Source organism: Nocardioides bruguierae (assembly GCF_023554635.1).
GTDB lineage: Bacteria > Actinomycetota > Actinomycetes > Propionibacteriales > Nocardioidaceae > Nocardioides > Nocardioides bruguierae.
On sequence record NZ_JAMJPH010000037.1, the window covers coordinates 29,304 to 47,759 of the forward strand.

Sequence of the window (18,456 nt, forward strand, 5' to 3'; positions counted from 1 at the left end):
CCGTCGTCGCCCCGGCCCCGTCACGGTGGTCACAGCACCGGACGGGGCGGGGCGCGCTCGGGTCCTCAGGCCTGGGCCATCGTGTCGATCGCGTTGAAGCCGCCGAGGATGTCGGAGACGTCCGCGAAGCCCTCGCTGCGCAGGTAGGAGGCGGCCACCGAGGAGCGCCAGCCACCGGCGCAGTAGACGACGACGGCCTTGTCGCGCGGGACCTCGTCGACCCGGCGGCGCAGCTCGGCCAGCGGGATGTTGACCGCGCCCTCGACGCCGCCGGCCTCGGTCTCGCCGGCGTTGCGGACGTCGACCAGGACGACCTCGCGGCCCGGGTCGGCCAGCGCCTCGTCCAGCTGGGCGGGCGTGAGGCGGCTCGCGTGGCCGACGCAGACGTCCTCGGCCTCGGTGAGGACGTCCTCGACGTCGGTGAGGTAGCCGACGACACCGTCGAACCCGATGCGGGCCAGGCGGGTGACGGCCTCGGACTCGTGGCCCTCCGGCGCGACGACGACGATCTCGTCGTGCGGCTTCAGGAGCATGCCGGCGGTCTCCGCGAAGCGACCGTCCAGGGGCACCGAGACGGAGCCCCGCAGGTGGCCGGCGGCGAACTCGGCCTGCTCGCGGGTGTCGAGCAGCACGGCGCCCGCGGCGGTCGCCTCGGTGACCTGCGCGAAGGTGAGCTCGGAGGCGGCGGTCTCGTCGTAGGTGGCCCGGTTCTTGCGGTTGAGCGTGGCGTCGTAGCCGAAGTACTCGGGGGCGGAGGGCTGGCCGGCGGTCACGATGTCGACGAACGTCTGCTCGTCCATGGGCTGGCAGGCGTAGTTGAAGCGGCGCTGCTCGCCGATCGTCGACTGCGTCTCGGTGGAGAGGTTCTTGCCGCAGGCCGAGCCGGCGCCGTGTGCCGGGAAGACGCGCACCTCGTCGGCCAGGCCCATCAGCCTGTGCTGGACGGAGTCGTAGAGCATGCCGCCCAGCTCGCGGGCGGTGACGCCGAAGGAGGCGAGCAGGTCGGGGCGGCCGACGTCGCCGATGAACAGGGCGTCACCGGTCAGCGCGCCGTACGGGGTGGCGTCCGTGCCCTTCTCGTAGACCAGGACGCTGATCGACTCCGGCGTGTGGCCGGGGGTGTGCATGATCTCCAGCGTCACGCCCTCGGGGCCGCCGAGCGCGACGCGCTCGCCGTCGGCGAAGGCGCGGATCTCGTAGTCGGTCTCGGCCTTGTCGCCGTACCCGATCCAGGCACCGGTGGCTTCGGCCATCTCGAGGTGGCCGGCGAGGAAGTCGGCGTGGAAGTGGGTGTTGATGACGCCGACGATGGTGAGGCCGTGGGCCTTGGCGTCCTCGACGTACTCGGAGACGTCGCGGCGCGGGTCGACGACGACGGCCTGGCCGCTGGTCTCGTCACCGACGAGGTAGGAGGCCTGGGAGAGGCAGTCGAGGTAGTGCTGGGCGAAGTACATGTGCTGTTCCCTTCCGGGGACGCCCGTCGACGCGCGGCGGGTGGCGGGTGTGGTGTGGGGATGACTCAGACGAAGGTGGAGACGGCGGTCGCGCCGGCGACCAGGACGAGGAGCCCGGCGAAGCCGTGGCGCAGCCGGGCGGCGGGGAGGCGGTCGGCGACCCGGCGGCCCAGGAGCACGCCGACCACGGCGGTGGCGGCGAACGGGCCGACGACGCCCCAGTCGACGTCCAGGCCGCCGAGGCGGGCCAGGAGCGAGGTGCCGGAGTTCAGGGCGACGACCACGAGCGAGGTGCCGACGGCCACGCTCATGGGCAGGCGCATGACGATGACCAGGGCGGGGACGACGACGAAGCCGCCACCGACGCCGAGGAAGCCGGTCAGCAGGCCGACCCCGAGGCCGACGAGCAGGGCGGCGAGCAGTCCACGGGAGGGCGTGGCCTCGACGGCCGGGCGGGTCACCGTGGCGACCTGGCCGGCCTCGGCTGCCTCCGCGCCCTCGCCGACGCGCAGCGGCACGGGGGTGTCGATCACGTCCTCGGCGATCCGGGTCGCGCGGGCGCCACGGCGGAACCGCGGCAGGCTCGGGCGGGGTGCGTCCTCGGGGTCGATCTCGATGCAGGAGGGGCAGCCGCGGACCATCGCGCCGGCCGCGACGACCATGAGGACGGAGAAGGCGAGGAGCAGGAACGTCTCGGGCATGGAGTGGCTGAGGTAGGCGCCCAGCCAGGCGGTGGGGATGCCCGCCGCACCGAGCAGCAGGGCGGTGCCCCAGCGGACCCGACCCGCGCGGGCGTGCCCGACGGCCCCGGCCAGCGCTGCGACGCCGACGACGACGAGGCTGCTGGCGGTGGCCTGGACGGCGGACTGCCCGACCACCAGGACCAGCGCGGGGACGGTGAGCACACCGCCTCCGCCACCGAGGCCGCCCAGGACCAGGCCGATGGCCAGGCCCAGGACGACGAGCACGAGGACGTCCATGGTCAGGCCCCGGCGACCGCGGGCAGGCCCGCCCGGGTCCAGGCGATCATGCCGCCGCCCATGTTGACGACGTGGTGGCCGGCCTCGGCGAGGACGGCCGCGGCCTTGCCGGAGCGGTTGCCCGAGCGGCACACGGCCACGACGAGGCGGTCGGAGGGGACGTCAGCGGGGTCCAGGTGCCCGAGCGGCAGGTGGGTCGCGCCGTCGACGTGGACCTCGGCCCACTCGTCGGGCTCACGGACGTCGAGCAGGAGTGCCCCCTCGCCGTGCAGGCGCAGGGCCTCGTGCACGTCGACGGTGGGGACCGGGATGCTGGTCATGGGCTTCCTCCTGGGTGGTGCGGGGCGTGCGGTGACGGTGGGTCGGGAAGGGGCGACGGAGACCCGGGCTCAGGCGCCGGTGGTGACGCGCAGGTCGGGGCTGCCGAGGTCGGTGACGAGTGCGTAGCGGTCGCCGCGCACCAGGGTCCGGCGGAACTCGACCAGCCGGCCGCGGCTGGAGGCCAGGCGCTCGAGGTGCAGCGCGGCGACGTCGGTGCCGATGCCGAGGAGCTCCCGCTCGGCCGCGGACGGGACGATCGCGCGGACCTGCTCGGTGCCGCCGCCCAGGGTCACGTCGCAGTGTTCCGCGAGGGCCCCGTAGAGCGAGGTGGCCGACAGGTCGACGGTGAGCAGAGGCGCGGCGACGTCCGCGGGCAGCCAGACGCGGTCGAGCGCGAGCGGCTCGTCGTCCATGAGCCGGACCCGTTCGAGGTAGACCAGCGGGGAGGACTCCTCCAGGCCGAGGCGGCTGGCGACGACGCCGTCGGCACGGGCCTCGAGGCGGCGGACGACGGAGCGCTGGCTGTGGCCGGTCGACTCGACGTTGCTGAACAGGCTGTAGAGCGACCCCTGCTCCTGGGTGATCCGCGGAGCGGCCACGCGGGGCTGCCGACCACGGGCCGACTCGATCACGCCGGTCTCCCGCAGGGCGCGCAGGGCGGCCCGGACGGTGTGCCGGCTGACGGCGTAGTCGGAGACGAGCTGCATCTCGCCCGGGAACGCGTCCACGAACTCGCCGCGCTCGAGGCGGCGGTTGAGATCGCCCTGGAGCTGCATCCACAGCGGCTGACCCGCGCCTCGTTCCAGGGTGCGGAGCGTCTGCTCGGTCATGCCCCCTCCTTCCTCGTAACCCCCTCTGGGGTTACGACACTCAATGTACGGACATACGAGGGCGCGTGCAAGGTGCCGACCCCCACTTGTCCGGACATTCTGGGTCGGGCGGCTCCACGACCGGTCGGCGGCGCGCCGTCGGCGCCCGCGCCTACGCTCCTGGTGTGCCCGCAGCCACCGTCCGACTCAGCCCGCAGGAGGCCCGGCGCGTCTGCGTGCGCGCTCAGCTGCTCGACTCCCCCCGTCCCGACGACGTGCTGACCGTGGTGCGTCACCTGGGCGTGCTCCAGCTCGACCCGACCGCGCACGTCGCCCCCAACGCACACCTGGTGCTGTGGTCGAGGCTCGGCAGCGCCTACGACCGCGAGGAGCTGGACGACCTGCTGGCCGGGGGCGGACTGGTGGAGCTCGGTGGCTTCGCCCGGCCGGCCGAGGACGTCCGGCTGCACACCGCCGAGATGGCCGCCTGGCCCGTACCCGCCGGCCGGGACGGCGGCCTGAAGGAGTGGCAGGTGGAGGTCGAGGGATGGGTCGAGGACAACGACGCCGCCCGACTGGAGGTCCTGGAGACGCTCCGGGGTGACGGGCCGCTACCGGCCCCCTCGCTCCCCCGCGGCGCGATCGTGCGGGCCTGGCGCTCCTCGGGCTGGAACGACGACCGCTCGTTGCTGCGACTGCTGGACCTGATGGCAGCGCGCGGCGAGGTGGCGGTGGTGGGACGCGCGGGTCAGCACCGCCTGTGGGACCTGGCCGAGCGGGTCTACCCCGACGACGATCCGGTCCCGCTCGAGGAGGCCCGTCGCGAGCAGGGCCGTCGCCGCCTGCGCGCGCTCGGCCTGGCCCGGGCCCGCTCCGCGGTCACGCCCGGCGAGCCGCACGACGTCGGAGCCGTCGGGCTCACGGTGGCGGTCGACGGCGTCCGCGGCACCTGGCAGGTCGACGAGGAGCACCTGGAGGCGGTCCGCGCGGGGTTTGAGCCGCGCACCGCCGTCCTCTCGCCCCTGGACCGGCTGGTGATGGACCGCAAGCGGATGGCTGAGCTGTGGGACTTCGACTACCAGCTGGAGATGTACAAGCCGGCCGCGCAGCGGCGCTGGGGCTACTGGGCCATGCCCGTGCTGGCCGGCGCCGACCTCGTGGGCAAGGTGGACGCTCGGCACGAGCCCGCCGAGGGCGTGCTCCGGGTCGACGCCGTGCACGAGGACGCGCCGTGGTCGGCCGACGTGCGAGCAGCCGTCGAGGCCGAGCTGGAGGACCTGGCCCGCTGGCTGGGCGCGGACCTCCAGCGCGCTCAGCAGGCGAACTGCCGCCGGTAGGCCTGGGGACTCAGCCCGCGCACGCGGGTGAAGTGGTGCCGCAGCGTGGCGGGGTTGCCGAAGCCGACCTCGCGCGCGATCCAGTCCACGGGGCGGTCCGAGCGCTCCAGCAGCTCCTCGGCCAGGCGCACCCGCTGGGCGGTGATCCAGGCGTGCGGCGTCGTGCCCGTCTCCTCGCGGAAGCGCCGGGCGAACGTCCGCGGCGCCATGTGCGCCCTGCGCGCCAGGACGTCGACCCCGAGGTCGTCGGCCAGGTGCTCGTCGATCCATGCCAGCACGGGGGCCAGGGTGTCGGCGGCGCACTCGGGCACCGCCCGGGCGATGAACTGGGCCTGCCCGCCGTCACGCTGGGGAGGCACGACCATCCGCCGGGCGATCACGTTGGCCACCGCCGCGCCGTGCTCCTGGCGCCACACGTGCAGCGAGGCGTCGATGCCGGCCGCCGTGCCGGCGCTGGTCACGACCTGGCCTGCGTCGACGTAGAGCACCTCGGGCACCACGGTGGCCAGCGGGAACGTGTCGGCCAGGCGCTGGGTGTAGCGCCAGTGGGTCGTGCACTCGCGGCCGTCGAGGAGACCGGCCGCTCCGAGCGTGAACGCGCCCGAGCAGACCGACAGCAGCCGAGCCCCGCGGTCGTGGGCCGCCTGCAGCGCCTCGATGATCTCCGGCGGCGCCTCGCCTCGCGGCTGCGCCGGGACGCAGACGAGGTCGGCCTCCGCGACGCGTCCGAGGTCGTGACGGACGTCCAGGGCGAACCCCATGTCCGTCTCCACCGGGCCCGGCGTGACGCCGCAGACGGCGAAGTCGAGCACGGGCACGCCGTCGTCGGCGCGGTCGAGCCCGAAGGCCTCGCACACGACGCCGAGCTCGAAGGGGGCCACGCCGTCGTAGACGAGGGCGGCGACATTGGTGAGCACGCGGCGAGCATGACAGATCGCTGGCAGGAAATCGATCACGAGGGGCACTTCTGCCACTCGTGGCACGAAACTGATGAGCGCAGGATTACTGCCATGACCGCACTCCTGATCTTCTGGCTCCTGGTGATCCTCACGACCGGCGCACTCGTCGGCCTCCGCGTCCTGCTCGACGACGACCCCACCGGCGACGACGGCTACCGCCCGCCGGCCAGCCACGAGGTGGACACCTTCAGTCGCAGCGGCTCCTCCTGGCACTGAGCCCGCGACCATCGCCTCCGGACAGCACGAAGCCCCGCCCGGGTGACCCGGGCGGGGCTTCGTGCGTGGTGCGGGGCGTCCGTCAGGACGCGCGCCGCCGGTGGCTCACTGGCCGCCGGTCAGCTTCTCGCGGAGGGCCTGCAGGGCCTCGTCGGAGGCGAGCGAACCGGAGTCCTCGGTCTCCTCGGCCTCGTTGGAGGAGGAGTACGAGGTGGCCTCGCCGGCCTCGACCTCGGCCTTGGCGGCCTCCTGCTGCTGCTTGACGTGCTGCTCCCAGCGGGCGTGGGCCTGGGCGTACTCGGCCTCCCAGGCGGCGCGCTGCTCGTCGAACCCGTCGCGCCACTCGCCGGTCTCCGGGTCGAAGCCGTCGGGGTAGACGTAGTTGCCCTGCTCGTCGTACGTGGCGGTCATGCCGTACAGCGTCGGGTCGAACTCCTCGACGTCGGTGGCGACGGCGGTCTCGTTGGCCTGCTTCAGCGACAGCGAGATGCGGCGACGCTCGAGGTCGATGTCGATGATCTTGACCATGACGCCGTCGTTGACCTGGACGACCTGCTCGGGGATCTCCACGTGGCGCTCGGCCAGCTCGGAGATGTGCACCAGGCCCTCGATGCCCTCCTCGACGCGGACGAAGGAGCCGAAGGGCACCAGCTTGGTGACCTTGCCCGGCACGATCTGACCGATCTGGTGGGTGCGGGCGAAGTGCTGCCACGGGTCCTCCTGCGTCGCCTTCAGCGACAGGGAGACACGCTCGCGGTCCATGTCCACGTCGAGGACCTCGACGGTGACCTCGTCGCCCACGGCGACGACCTCGGACGGGTGGTCGATGTGCTTCCAGGACAGCTCCGAGACGTGGACGAGACCGTCGACGCCGCCGAGGTCCACGAACGCACCGAAGTTGACGATCGAGGACACGACACCCTTGCGGATCTGGCCCTTCTGGAGCTGGGTGAGGAAGCCGTGGCGGACCTCGGACTGGGTCTGCTCGAGCCAGGCGCGGCGGGACAGGACCACGTTGTTGCGGTTCTTGTCCAGCTCGATGATCTTCGCCTCGAGGGTCTGACCCACGTAGGGCTGCAGGTCGCGGACGCGACGCATCTCCACGAGGGAGGCAGGCAGGAAGCCGCGGAGGCCGATGTCGAGGATGAGGCCGCCCTTGACGACCTCGATGACGGTGCCCTCGACGACGCCGTCCTCCTCCTTGACCTGCTCGATCGTGCCCCAGGCGCGCTCGTACTGGGCGCGCTTCTTGGACAGGATCAGGCGACCCTCCTTGTCCTCCTTCTGGAGGACGAGCGCCTCGACCTGGTCACCGACGGAGACGACCTCGGCCGGGTCGACGTCGTGCTTGATCGACAGCTCGCGGGACGGGATGACGCCCTCGGTCTTGTAGCCGATGTCGAGCAGGACCTCGTCGCGGTCCACCTTGACGATGGTGCCGTCGACGATGTCGCCGTCGTTGAAGTACTTGATGGTCTCGTCGATCGCGGCGAGGAAGTCCGCCTCCGAGCCGATGTCGTTGACCGCAACCTGCGGCGCGTCGTGCTCGGGGAGGGTGGAGGAGATGGTCATGGAGTAGGTGAGTCCTTGAAGTGGGCAGAAGTAGATCTAGCGCGCGCGGAGCCCTCGCCGTCACGGACGTGTGGTTCGTCGGCACCCCGGCACCGACGTCACCGTCGGTCGGGCGCCGCCCGCGTCACCACCGGCAGCAGGCCCTCGGGAGGGCCGGCGCAGCCGGGCACGACGCATCGGATGGCAATGCCGTGGTCCGCTCCGTACGGGACGCAGGCAGACTCCAGGCGCACAGGCAAGACTACGACCCTGTGACGAGCGCGTCCAACCGGGGACGACACGCCCGGGGACGCCGAGTCCCGTGCGGGTCGGCCTGCGTCCAGCCTGGTGGATCGGGCTGGTGGATCGGGCTGGTGGATCGGGCTAGTGGACCGGGGCGGGCGCCGCGTGCAGGTCGCGGGCCCGCGCGCAGGCCCGCAGGACGGCGTCCGCCCGCTCGGCCGGGGCGTGCCGCTGGGCGCGGGCGGCGAGCTCCACCAGGGGCAGCAGGTCCAGCGCCCGGGCCCGGTCGCGAAGCAGCCCAACGGGCTCGCCCCGGAGGTCGGCGTAGAGGTCGAGCAGCGGCTCCACGAACGCCGGCCGCGCCTCGTGACGCAGCAGGTTGCCCAGGTCGGACTCGGGCTGACCGGCGTGGGCGAACTCCCAGTCCAGGACTCCGGTGACGCGCACCCCCTCGGGCGTCCGCGCCAGCAGGAGGTTCTTGGGGTTGAGGTCGGCGTGCACCAGCACGCTGCCGGTGGGCACCGCCAGCGGCTCGTCGAGCGCGTCCTCGGCCTGCTCCACGAGGGCGTCCAGGCCCGTCCGCTCCTCCCTGTCCCAGTCGTGCAGGCCCGGGGCCAGGGCCCGGACGGCGTAGCCCAGGTCGTCCCACGGCTCCGGCCACGGCTCGACCCGCAGGTCGGCGTCCACGAAGCGTCCTGCTGACGGCAGCGGCGCCGAGGCCAGGCGAGCCAGGAGGCGGGCCAGCCGGCGGGCGAGGTCGGCTGCCTCGACGTCATCCAGCGTGGGCCACACGTCGGCGCCGTGCTCGCCCGGCAGCCAGGACGTCACCAGGAGCCCCGGCACGTCGCTCGCCGCGTCCCCGGCCCGGACCTCGAGGACCTCGGGCACGCCCGCCACCAGCCCGGCCGCGCGGCGCAGCACCGCGCCCGCGACCAGGGGCGCCTGCGGGTCGTCAGGGGCGAACAGCCGCACGACGCTGCGTTCTCCCCCGGTCTCGGCCAGGAACGCGCGCCCGGAGTACCCGCCGGGCAGCGGCCGCAGCGCGCCCAGGCCGGGCACCTCGACCGCCGCCTGCTCGTGCTCGCTCACGGCGCCATGGTGCCAGGGAGGGAGGCGCCAGGGCGGTACCAGGGCGAGGGCGCTCCCCCGTCGAACCGGCCCGCTCCGGACGGGGCGTCGTACCGTGAGCCCATGGCCCCCACCTTCCTCGGCCGCGCGGCCGGCACCGCTGCCGGCGTCGCGCTCCTGCCGTGGCGCCTCACCCTCGCCGCGACCCGCACCACGCTCGCGCTGGGCGAGCTCGCTTCCCCGGACGGGCCGGTCCGGCGGCCGGGCGGGTACCGCGACCAGCTGGAGAAGATCGTCGGCCCCGGAGGCCAGGCCGACCGGCTGATGGCCCTGCTCGACGATCCCGACGGACCGATCCGGCTCGCGACCACCGTGGCCGAGCTCATCGCCCCTGACCGTCCACTGGGCCGGATGCTCGCCCGCGACGGCGTGCTCGACCGCCTGCTGGCGGACGGCGGACCCGTGGAGCGGCTGCTCACCGACGGCGGCGCGATCGACCGGCTCGCAGGTGAGGGCGGTGCGCTCGACCGGCTGACCGAGGAGGGCGGCGTCCTGGAGCGGCTGCTGGCCGTGGACGGCGCCGTCGACCGACTGACGCGGGAGGACGGGCTGCTCGAGCAGGTGCTGCGGCCCGGCGGCCTGGCCGACCGGATGCTCGCCGACGACGGCTTCCTGGAGACGATGCTCGCCGAGGGCGGCACCCTCGACCAGCTCATCGCGCTCGGGGACACCCTGGAGGCGCTCCAGCCCCGCCTGGCCGAGCTGGCCCGCCTCGTCCCGGCGCTCTCCGGCTCCGCCGACGCCCTCGAGCGGGCCGTCGGCCCGATCGGCGAGATCGCCGGGATGCTGCCCTTCGGCCGGCGGCGGCCCGGCTCCGGTCCCGTCGTCCCGGGCGGCCTCGGGTGAGCGCCGAGCGCCCGACCGTGACCCCGATCGACCTCCCGCCGGTGGCGCCGGACTCCCGCAGCCACCCGCCCATGCCCCCGGTGCGCGTGGAGCGGCGGGCGGTGGACGAGGCGGAGTCACGCGCCGCCAACGGGCCCGACTGGGACCGCTACGCCGACGACTACCAGGCCACCCACGGCGAGTTCCTGGGCGACGCCGGCTTCGTGTGGGGGCCCGAGGGGCTCACCGAGGAGCGGGCCGGGGTGCTCGGCGAGGTCGCCGGCAAGGACGTCCTCGAGATCGGCTCCGGCGCCGGGCAGTGCTCGCGCTGGGTGCGGGCCCGGGGCGGCCGGGGCATCGGGCTGGACCTCTCCCACCGCCAGCTCCAGCACTCCCGCCGCCTGGACGAGGCCACCGGCGTCGCCGTGCCGTCCGTGCGCGGCACGGCCACCGACCTGCCGTTCGCCGACGCGAGCTTCGACGTCGTCTTCTCCTCGTTCGGGGCGCTCCAGTTCGTCGCCGACATCGACGGCTGCGTCGACGAGGTCGTGCGGGTCCTGCGCCACGGCGGCCGGTTCGCGTTCTCCATCACCCACCCCACGCGGTGGATGTTCGCCGACGACCCCGGCGAGGAGGGGCTGGTGGCGTCCCAGTCCTACTGGGACCGGCGCCCCTACGTGGAGGTGGACGAGGCCAGCGGCGAGGTCTCCTACGTGGAGCACCACCGGACGCTGGGCGACTGGGTCTCGCTGCTGGCGGGCCGGGGGCTGGCGATCCGTCGCCTGGTGGAGCCGGAGTGGCCCGAGCGGCACGACCGGGTCTGGGGCGGCTGGTCGGCGACCCGGGGCCGGCTCACGCCGGGCACGGCGATCGTGGCGGCCGACCTGCTGCTCTGAGCAGGTCGGCCGCCACGGGCACCGGTCGGTGCCGCGGTGGCCGCCGCTCAGGCCAGGAAGCGCCGCCGGACCAGCGCGACCGCGCCACCGGCGAGGATCACCCCGCCCGCGAGCAGCCCGCGCCCGGCGTTCTCACCGGTCTCCCCGGACTCGCCCTGCACCTCGAAGGAGTACGCGGTGAGCCCGGTCGCACCCGCGGGCGCGCCGACGGCCATGGAGCCGGTCGAGGCACGCTCGGACTGGGCGGCCAGGGTCGCGTACATCGCCCCGTAGGACTGGGCCGTCTCCTCGCCCTTGGCCACCAGGACGCTGGTGCCCTCCTCCGAGAGCTGCGTCGCGCCGTCCACGAGCGCCGGGGCACCGTCGGCGGCCTCGACGAGGCCGTCGGCCAGCTGCTGGGAGCCGTCCGCGGCGTCGGTGAGCCCCGAGGAGAGCCGCGTCGCGCCGTCGACGAGCTGCGTCGAGCCGTCCGCGGCCTCGGTGGCGCCGGCCGACAGCCGGCCCGCCCCGTCCTCGAGGTCGCCGGCACCGCTCGCCAGCTCGCCGGTGCCCGCGGAGAGCTCGCCGGTACCGGCCGACAGCTCGCCCGCGCCGGCCGCCAGCTCCCCGGTGCCGTCGGCCAGCGAACCCGTGCCCGCGGCGAGCTCCTGCGCGCCGTCGGAGAGGGCACCCGCGCCGGCGTCGAGCCGGTCGAGGCCCGCGCCGAGGGTCTGGCTGCCCGCGTGCGCGGCCTCGGCACCGGTGCCGAGCTGGAGGACGCCCTGCACGGCTGCCGTCAGCCCCGCGGAGAGCTGGTCGAGCCCCGTGGCGACCTGGTCCACACCGGCGGCGGCCGAGGCCGCACCCGTGTGCAGCTGGTCGGCACCGGCGCGGGCACCGCCGAGGCTGGTGGCCAGCTGCGAGGCGCCCGGCACCAGCTGGGTGTCCAGGGCACCGAGGGCGGTGGCCAGGCCGCCGGAGACCTGGCCGAGGCCGGCCGAGGCCTGCTGCTGGGACGTCCGCCCGGACTCCACGCCAGCCGCCACGGCGTCGAGCGTGCCCGTGCAGACCGGGTCGCCCAGGCAGCCGGCCGTCGCCCGCGCCTGGGCGATGCCCGCGAGCAGCTGGTCGACGGAGCCGCCCGGCGCGACGGCGGCGTCCAGGCCCGCCTTGACCTGGTCGACGCCCGCCTTGGCGGCGCCCAGGCCGGTCGTGTCGCTGCGCAGCGCCACCAGGCCGCCGTGGATCTGGCCGGCGCCCGTCTCGGCCTGGTCCAGGCCCGCCGACAGGGCGGCCAGCCCGCCCACGAGGGTGGTCGGGTCGCTGTCGTCGCCGAGGCCGGCGGCGAGCTGGGCGACGCCGAGCTGGAGGGCGGTCACGCCCTGCTGCGCGGCGCCCAGGCCGCTGGCGCCACCCAGGGTGTCCAGGCCCGCCTCGATCTGGGCCAGCCCGGCCGTGAGGTCGGCGCTGCCCTCGGCGGCGGCGGTGGCACCGGCCGCGAGGTCACCCGCGCCGGTGGCCAGGCGACCGGCGCCGGCGTCCAGGTCCTCGGCGCCCGCGGCCGCCCGGTCGAGGCCGGCCGAGAGCCGGCCGGCGCCGTCGTCCAGGGCCCGGGCCCCGGCGTCCAGCTTGTCGGCGCCGACGAGCAGGTCGTCGGTGCCGACGGAGAGCCGGCCGGCGCCGTCGGCGAGCTCGACCAGGCCGGAGCGCAGCCGGCCCGCCCCGTCCGCGAGCTCGGCGGAGCCGGGAGCGGCCTCGCCGACGAGGCCGGCGGAGAGCTGCTCGGCGCCGTCACGGAGCTGGACGAGGCCGGCGAGGAGCTCGGCCGCGCCGTCGCGCACGCGCAGCAGGTTGGCGTCGATCTCGGCCGCGCCGGCCGCCAGCTCGACGCCGGTGTCGGCGCCGCCCTGGTAGGAGGTCGCCGCCGTCGCGAACGTGGGGCTGGCCAGCGGGTCCACCGGCAGCGCGGTGAGGGAGGCGTCCGGCACGACGCCGTCCACGACGTCGGCGCTCCAGCCGACCGTGGCGGACTCGGAGCCGATCGGGGGGATGAGGGTGAGGGTGAAGCTGAGGATCATCCCGCCCTTGCCGTCGCCGGCCATGTTGGCGGCCTCGCTGCTCACGGAGGTGAAGCCGGCGGGCAGCACGGTGGTCAGGCTCGCCACCATCGGGAGCGGCACGTCGACGGTCTCGGTGACGGTGCCGCCGTCCCCGTCGTCGTAGCTGATCTCGGTGGGTTGCGAGGAGGTGTTGGTGACGGTGTACCGGACCTCGAGGTGCCCGGTCGCCCCCACCACGTCCGCGGCGTCGACCTGCTCGCCGTCGAGCAGGTGGACCACGTCGAGGGTCACGGGAAGGGTGCCGTCGTAGTCGCTGACGGAGCGGACGGCGGCGTGGCCGTCGACGTGCAGGTCGCTGACCTGCTCGCCGTCCTCGACGTCGAGACCGCTGAAGCCGTCGAGGTTGCGCAGGCCCGAGGTCTCCACCGGGTTGCTCACGGTGACGTCGCCGGTGCCGGTGAGGCTGAGCTGCTCGTAGAGGCGGGTGGACGTCGGGGTGCCCGAGGCGTCCGTGTAGACCTGCACGGTCTCGGTGTTGACGACGCCGACGTCGCCGGCGTCCGCGTCGCCCTCGGCCAGGGCCGGGGAGGCCACGGCGGCGACCAGCAGCAGGGCGGTGGCGGCGCCGCCGACGGCCCCGAGCGCGCCGGCGCGGCGCACGCGACCGCGCGCGGCCCTCATCGGGCGACCTCCGCGGACGGAGCGGTCTGGGCGACGGGGGCGGTCTCGGCGGCCGGCACGGTCTCGGCGACCTGGCCGTCGGGGTCGCCCTCGTGCCGGGCGTGCCGGTGCTGCGGCGCGGCCGACTGGCCACCCGGAGCCACGAGGGAGGTGAGGACCAGGCCGACGGCGAGGGTGCAGGCCAGGGTGGTCACCGCGACGAAGGAGGTCGCGAGCACCTCCGGCGGGGCCTCGGAGTAGGCGGTCTCGTAGACCCCGGCCAGGGCTGCCGCGCCCAGCAGCGGGGCCCACAGGGGCAGCCGCTCGCGGGAGGCGACGACCACCGCACCGGCCAGGACGACGGTGAGGGCGACCGAGACGGCGTGGCCGCCGGGCGTGTCGGGCAGGACGGCCGCACGCAGCACGTAGCCGAGCCAGGCGACCAGGACGCCGGCGACCAGACCGCCGACGCGGGCCAGCGGGGACCGGTCCGGCACCAGCCAGACGACGGCGCCGAGACCGGCACCGACCAGGACGCTCGGGCCGAGGCCGAGGCCGCCCGAGCCGAGGACGACGAGCAGGGCGGCGCTGAGCGCCAGCACCAGGCTCGTGGAGATGGACGTGCGCATGGGTGAGCGCTCCCTCCAGGTGGGTGGACGTCCACCGGACCGACGGTCCGGCGGGCGCCGGTTCCCTCCCCGGGCCCAGGCGCAAGCCGAGACGATAGAGCAGAAAGTGATCGCCGTCACGTCAAGTTACTTACGAGTTCGTACGGGTCCTACCCCCGTGCCGCCGCAAGACCTTCATCGTGGCGTCCCGGGCGGTTCACCCTCCTGCGCGCTCGCGCGACACCCGCGTGCCTACGATGCGCCGGTGACCAGCGCACCCGCACCCGCCCCTGCGCAGGACGCGCCGCCGCGCGGCCGGCTGCGCGGCGTCCTGGGCACCTCCGCCGGCATCGCGGTCGCCATGGGCGTCATGAACGTCGCCACCTACGGCTTCCAGATGGTCTCGGCACGGCTCCTCGGCCCCACGGAGTACGGCGCCGTCGCCTCGCTGATGGCGCTGCTCATGGTCGTCGCCGTCGCCCAGCTCGGGCTCCAGGCCACGGCCGCGCGACGGGTCTCGACCGACCCCGCCGCCGTCCACCTGATCGAGCGGGACGTGCTCGGCGTGACCTACCGGGCCGCCTGGGCCGTGGGCGCGCTCATGCTGGTGCTCGCGCCGGTGGTGCACCGGCTGCTGCACCTGGACAGCATCTGGCCGGCGCTGCTGGTGGCCGCAGCCGCCGTGCCGCTGACGATCTCCGGTGGCCAGGCCGGCGTGCTCCAGGGCGAGCGGCGCTGGCTCGCCCTCTCGATGCTCTACCTCGGCATCGGCGTGCCCCGCCTGGTGCTCGGCGTGCTCGCCCTGCTGGTCGTGCCCAGCGAGACCTCGGCGATGGTGGGCGTCGCCCTCGCCATGCTGGCCCCCGCGATCGTCGGGTGGGTCGCGCTGCGACCGCGTGCAGGGTCCGCGGCCCGTGGCACCGCCCCCTCCGCGGACGGCGCTGCGCCCGTGCGCCCGGGCCGCCGACCCGTGGCCCGAGAGGCGCTGGCGGCCTCCCTGGCGCTCCTGGCGTTCTTCCTGCTCTCCAACGTCGACATCGTCCTGGCGCGCAACCTGCTCCCCCGCCACCAGGCGGGCCTGTACGCAGCCGGGCTGATCCTCACGAAGGCCGTGCTGTTCCTGCCGCAGTTCGTCGTGGTCGTGGCGTTCCCGTCGATGTCGACCGCCCACGAGCGACGACGCGCACTGCTGCGCAGCCTGGCCGCCGTGCTCGGGATCGGTGCGGTCAGCACGCTGGCGGCCTGGCTGCTGGCCCCGGTGGCGCTGGTGTTCGTCGGTGGCGCCGAGTACGCCGACGTGCAGGACGAGCTGTGGCTCTTCGCCGTGCTCGGGACGCTGCTCTCGATGCTCCAGCTGCTCGTGTACTCCGTGCTGGCCCGGCGCGGGCGTCGCTCCCAGCTGCTCGTGTGGGGCGGCGTGCTGGCCCTGGTCGGGCTGGGCGCCACGACCGCCAGCCTGCCGGGGCTCGTCGCCGTGGTGATCGCGGTCGACGCCCTGCTGCTGCTCGTGCTGCTGGGTCTCAGCCTGCACCGCCTCGGCGCGGACGAGCCGGCGGATCCGACCCAGGGCCAGACCCAGGGCCAGCCCCATGGCCAGACCCAGGGCCAGGGGACCGAGACCGACTGACCCGCCGCGGCCCGCGGCTCAGTGCGCCGCGTCGTGCCAGGACCGGCCCGTGCCCACGGAGACGTCGAGCGGCACGGTGAGGTCGGCGGCGCCGCCCATCCGGTCGCGGACGAGCTGCTCCAGCGCCTCGGCCTCGCCGGGCGCCACCTCGAGCACGAGCTCGTCGTGCACCTGGAGGAGCAGGCGGGAGGTCAGCCCCTCGGACTCCAGCGCGGCCTGGACGTCGAGCATCGCGATCTTGATCAGGTCGGCGGCCGAGCCCTGGATCGGGGCGTTCAGCGCCATCCGCTCGGCCATCTCGCGGCGCTGGCGGTTGTCGCTGGTGAGGTCCGGCAGGTAGCGACGCCGGCCGCGGATGGTCTCGGTGAACCCGGTGCGCCGGGCCTCGTCCACGACCCCGGCCAGGTAGTCGCGCACCCCGCCGAAGGTCTCGAAGTACTCGTCCATGAGGCCACGCGCCTCGACCGGCTCGATGCCGAGCTGCTGGGAGAGGCCGAACGCGGAGAGACCGTAGGCGAGCCCGTAGTTCATCGCCTTGATCTTGGCGCGCTGCTCAACCCCCACGTCGGCGGCGTCGACGCCGAACACCCGCGCGGCGGTGATGGAGTGGAAGTCCTGGCCGGAGCGGAAGGCCTCGGTCAGCAGCGCGTCCTCGGACAGGTGCGCCATGATCCGCATCTCGATCTGGCTGTAGTCGGCGGTCATCAGCGACTCGTAGCCCTCGCCCACGACGAAGGCCTCGCGGATGCGGCGGCCCTCCTCGGTGCGGATCGGGATGTTCTGCAGGTTCGGCTCGGTGCTGGAGAGACGGCCGGTCGCGGCGATCGTCTGGTTGAACGTGGTGTGGATGCGCCCGTCGGGCTGCACGGTCTTGAGCAGGCCCTCGATCGTCTGTCGCAGCCGGATCACGTCGCGGTGCCGCAGCAGGTGCAGCAGGAACGGGTGCTCGGTCTTGACGTAGAGGCTCTGCAGGGCGTCCGCGTCGGTGGTGTACCCCGTCTTGGTGCGCTTGGTCTTGGGCATGTCGAGCTCGTCGAAGAGCACCACCTGCAGCTGCTTGGGCGAGCCGAGGTTGATCTCCTTGCCGATCACCGCGTAGGCCTCGTCCGCCGCGGCGCGGACCTCGGTGGCGAAGTGCTCCTCCAGCCCCTCGAGGTGCTCGACGTCGACGCTGATGCCCGTCTCCTCCAGACGCCCGAGCAGGTGCACCAGCGGCAGCTCCATGTCGCGCAGCAGCTCCTCGCCGCCGTGCGAGGCCACCTCGCCGTCCAGGGCCTCGGCCAGGTCGAGCACCGCGCGCGCGTGCAGCATCGCGGTGGTCGCGGCCGCGTCGTCGGCGTCGTCCTCGGCCAGCGCGTCGAGCGAGAGCTGGCCGGAGTCGGCCGTGCCGGCGGTCAGCTCGCGCTTGAGGTAGCGCAGCACGAGGTCGGCCAGGTCGTAGGAGCGCTGGTCGGGGCGCACCAGGTAGGCGGCGAGCGCGGTGTCGCTCTGCAGGCCGGCCAGCGGCCAGCCGCGGGCCGTCAGCGCGTGCATCGGCCCCTTCGCGTCGTGCAGCACCTTGGGGCGTGCCGGGTCGGCGAGCCAGGCGGCGACCGCGGCGTCGTCCTCGGGGGTGACGGCAGCGGCGTCGAGCCAGGCGGCCTCGCCGGTGGCCGAGGCGAGCGCGAGGGAGTGCACCTCCCCGGTGCCGGCCTTCCAGGAGCCGCCCACGACCAGCCCGACCACGTCGCTCGCGTGCTCCTCGAGCCAGCCGGCGACCTCGCCCTCGCCGAGCCGTCGTCCCTCGACCTCGAAGCCGGAGCCGTCCACCTCCTCCTCGCTGGAGAGGGTCTCGAACAGTCGGTCCCGCAGGACGCGGAACTCCAGGCCGTCGAAGAGCGTGTGCACGGCCTGGCGGTCCCAGGCGCGCAGGCCCAGGTCGTCCGGGCCCTTCTCCAGCGGCAGGTCGCGCACGAGCGCGTTGAGCCGGCGGTTGCGGATGACGTCGCCGAGGTGCTCGCGGAACGCCTCGCCCTTCTTGCCGGCGATCTTGTCGGCGTTGGCGATGACGTTGTCGAGACCGTCGTAGGTGTTGATCCACTTGGCCGCGAAGCCCTGGCCGACCCCGGGCACGCCGGGCAGGTTGTCGGAGGTCTCCCCCACGATCGCCGCGAGCTCGGGGTAGCGCTGCGGCGGGACCTTGTACTTCTCCTCGACGGCCGCGGGCGTCATCCGCGCCAGGTCCGAGACGCCGCGCATCGGGTAGAGCACCGTGGAGCGCTCGGTGACCAGCTGGAGGGAGTCGCGGTCGCCGGTGAGGATCAGGACCTCCATGTCCGTCTCCTCCAGCGCGCGCGTGGTCAGCGTGGCGATGATGTCGTCGGCCTCGTACCCGTCCTTCTTCAGGAACGGGATGTGCAGCGCCTCCAGCACCTCCTCGATCAGCGGCAGCTGGGAGGAGAACTCCGGGCGCGTCTTCTGCCGCGTGGCCTTGTACTCGCTGTACTCGGCCGTGCGGAACGTCGTGCGGGAGACGTCGAAGGCGACGCCCACGTGCGTGGGCTGCTCGTCGCGCAGCACGTTGATGAGCATCGAGGTGAACCCGTAGACGGCGTTCGTGTGCTGGCCCGTGCTGGTGGAGAAGTTCTCCACGGGGAGGGCGAAGAACGCGCGGTAGGCCAGGGAGTGGCCGTCGAGCAGCAGGAGCCTCGGGCGGTCGGTGGCGGTGGTCGTCTCGGGCACGCAGCGACTCTAGTCACGAGCACCGACACCTCCGCCACCCGCGGGGGCCCGGCTGCCCGGGCGTCCGCGGCTAGGTTGGGCC

15 protein-coding genes are annotated in these 18,456 nt (G+C 74.4%); 5 read left to right on the top strand and 10 right to left on the bottom strand.

All coding sequences use genetic code 11. The features are described 5' to 3' along the window. Window positions 1-65: 65 nt before the first annotated feature. The 4 genes from M8316_RS19225 to M8316_RS19240 form a co-directional block, all read right to left on the bottom strand. On the bottom strand, window positions 66-1,454 hold the full coding sequence (locus M8316_RS19225; RefSeq protein WP_250057368.1) for an MBL fold metallo-hydrolase: 1,389 nt from the start codon (window positions 1,452-1,454) through the stop codon (window positions 66-68). Between the two features lie 65 nt (window positions 1,455-1,519). Further along, window positions 1,520-2,434 carry a sulfite exporter TauE/SafE family protein gene (locus tag M8316_RS19230; RefSeq protein WP_250057370.1) on the bottom strand — a complete coding sequence of 305 codons (915 nt, stop codon included), beginning with the start codon at window positions 2,432-2,434 and terminating at the stop codon, window positions 1,520-1,522. Window positions 2,435-2,436: 2 nt separating this feature from the next. Next, window positions 2,437-2,754 (bottom strand): rhodanese-like domain-containing protein, encoded by a 318-nt coding sequence (locus tag M8316_RS19235; protein ID WP_250057372.1) that lies wholly within the window; start codon window positions 2,752-2,754, stop codon window positions 2,437-2,439. 69 nt (window positions 2,755-2,823) lie between these two features. After that, complete coding sequence (locus tag M8316_RS19240; protein WP_250057374.1) at window positions 2,824-3,585, bottom strand: GntR family transcriptional regulator; 762 nt, start codon at window positions 3,583-3,585, stop codon at window positions 2,824-2,826. Between the two features lie 164 nt (window positions 3,586-3,749). On the opposite strand from M8316_RS19240, the gene M8316_RS19245 reads away from it, so the two are divergent. Beyond that, window positions 3,750-4,901 (top strand): DNA glycosylase AlkZ-like family protein, encoded by a 1,152-nt coding sequence (locus M8316_RS19245; protein WP_250057376.1) that lies wholly within the window; start codon window positions 3,750-3,752, stop codon window positions 4,899-4,901. Here the strand turns inward: M8316_RS19245 and M8316_RS19250 are convergent. Next, window positions 4,877-5,818: a helix-turn-helix domain-containing protein gene (locus M8316_RS19250; RefSeq protein WP_250057378.1), complete on the bottom strand. Its 942-nt coding sequence runs from the start codon at window positions 5,816-5,818 to the stop codon at window positions 4,877-4,879. The genes M8316_RS19245 and M8316_RS19250 overlap by 25 nt on opposite strands. Window positions 5,819-5,911: 93 nt before the next feature. Here M8316_RS19250 and M8316_RS19255 point away from each other — a divergent pair, with 93 nt between their 5' ends. Next, window positions 5,912-6,076: a hypothetical protein gene (locus M8316_RS19255; RefSeq protein WP_250057380.1), complete on the top strand. Its 165-nt coding sequence runs from the start codon at window positions 5,912-5,914 to the stop codon at window positions 6,074-6,076. Between the two features lie 105 nt (window positions 6,077-6,181). On the opposite strand, the gene rpsA is transcribed toward M8316_RS19255, so the two are convergent. Together rpsA and M8316_RS19265 are read right to left on the bottom strand one after the other, a co-directional pair. Beyond that, a complete protein-coding gene (rpsA, locus tag M8316_RS19260) occupies window positions 6,182-7,648 on the bottom strand; it encodes a 30S ribosomal protein S1 (protein ID WP_250057382.1) in 1,467 nt (488 codons plus the stop codon). A gap of 363 nt (window positions 7,649-8,011) precedes the next feature. Next, on the bottom strand, window positions 8,012-8,959 hold the full coding sequence (locus M8316_RS19265) for a phosphotransferase family protein (protein WP_250057384.1): 948 nt from the start codon (window positions 8,957-8,959) through the stop codon (window positions 8,012-8,014). Between the two features lie 102 nt (window positions 8,960-9,061). Between M8316_RS19265 and M8316_RS19270 the strand changes: the two genes are divergently transcribed. Both M8316_RS19270 and M8316_RS19275 read left to right on the top strand, forming a co-directional pair. Continuing rightward, entirely contained in the window at window positions 9,062-9,844 is a 783-nt protein-coding gene (locus tag M8316_RS19270; RefSeq protein WP_250057386.1) for a hypothetical protein, read from the top strand. After that, window positions 9,841-10,719, top strand: a complete 879-nt coding sequence (locus M8316_RS19275) for a class I SAM-dependent methyltransferase (protein WP_250057388.1) — start codon at window positions 9,841-9,843, stop codon at window positions 10,717-10,719. Before M8316_RS19270 ends, M8316_RS19275 begins: the two co-directional genes overlap by 4 nt. Window positions 10,720-10,766: 47 nt before the next feature. Here the strand turns inward: M8316_RS19275 and M8316_RS19280 are convergent, their stop codons facing one another. Together M8316_RS19280 and M8316_RS19285 are read right to left on the bottom strand one after the other, a co-directional pair. Then, window positions 10,767-13,439 carry a YhgE/Pip domain-containing protein gene (locus tag M8316_RS19280; protein WP_272495561.1) on the bottom strand — a complete coding sequence of 891 codons (2,673 nt, stop codon included), beginning with the start codon at window positions 13,437-13,439 and terminating at the stop codon, window positions 10,767-10,769. Continuing rightward, window positions 13,436-14,047, bottom strand: a complete 612-nt coding sequence (locus tag M8316_RS19285) for a hypothetical protein (protein ID WP_250057390.1) — start codon at window positions 14,045-14,047, stop codon at window positions 13,436-13,438. Before M8316_RS19285 ends, M8316_RS19280 begins: the two co-directional genes overlap by 4 nt. Window positions 14,048-14,291: 244 nt before the next feature. Here M8316_RS19285 and M8316_RS19290 point away from each other — a divergent pair, with 244 nt between their 5' ends. Continuing rightward, the gene (locus M8316_RS19290) at window positions 14,292-15,653 is read left to right on the top strand and encodes a lipopolysaccharide biosynthesis protein (protein WP_250057392.1); all 1,362 of its coding nucleotides are present in this window, start codon (window positions 14,292-14,294) and stop codon (window positions 15,651-15,653) included. An 18-nt stretch (window positions 15,654-15,671) separates the two neighbouring features. On the opposite strand, the gene polA is transcribed toward M8316_RS19290, so the two are convergent. Then, entirely contained in the window at window positions 15,672-18,374 is a 2,703-nt protein-coding gene (gene polA / locus M8316_RS19295; protein ID WP_250057394.1) for a DNA polymerase I, read from the bottom strand. Window positions 18,375-18,456: the final 82 nt, after the last annotated feature.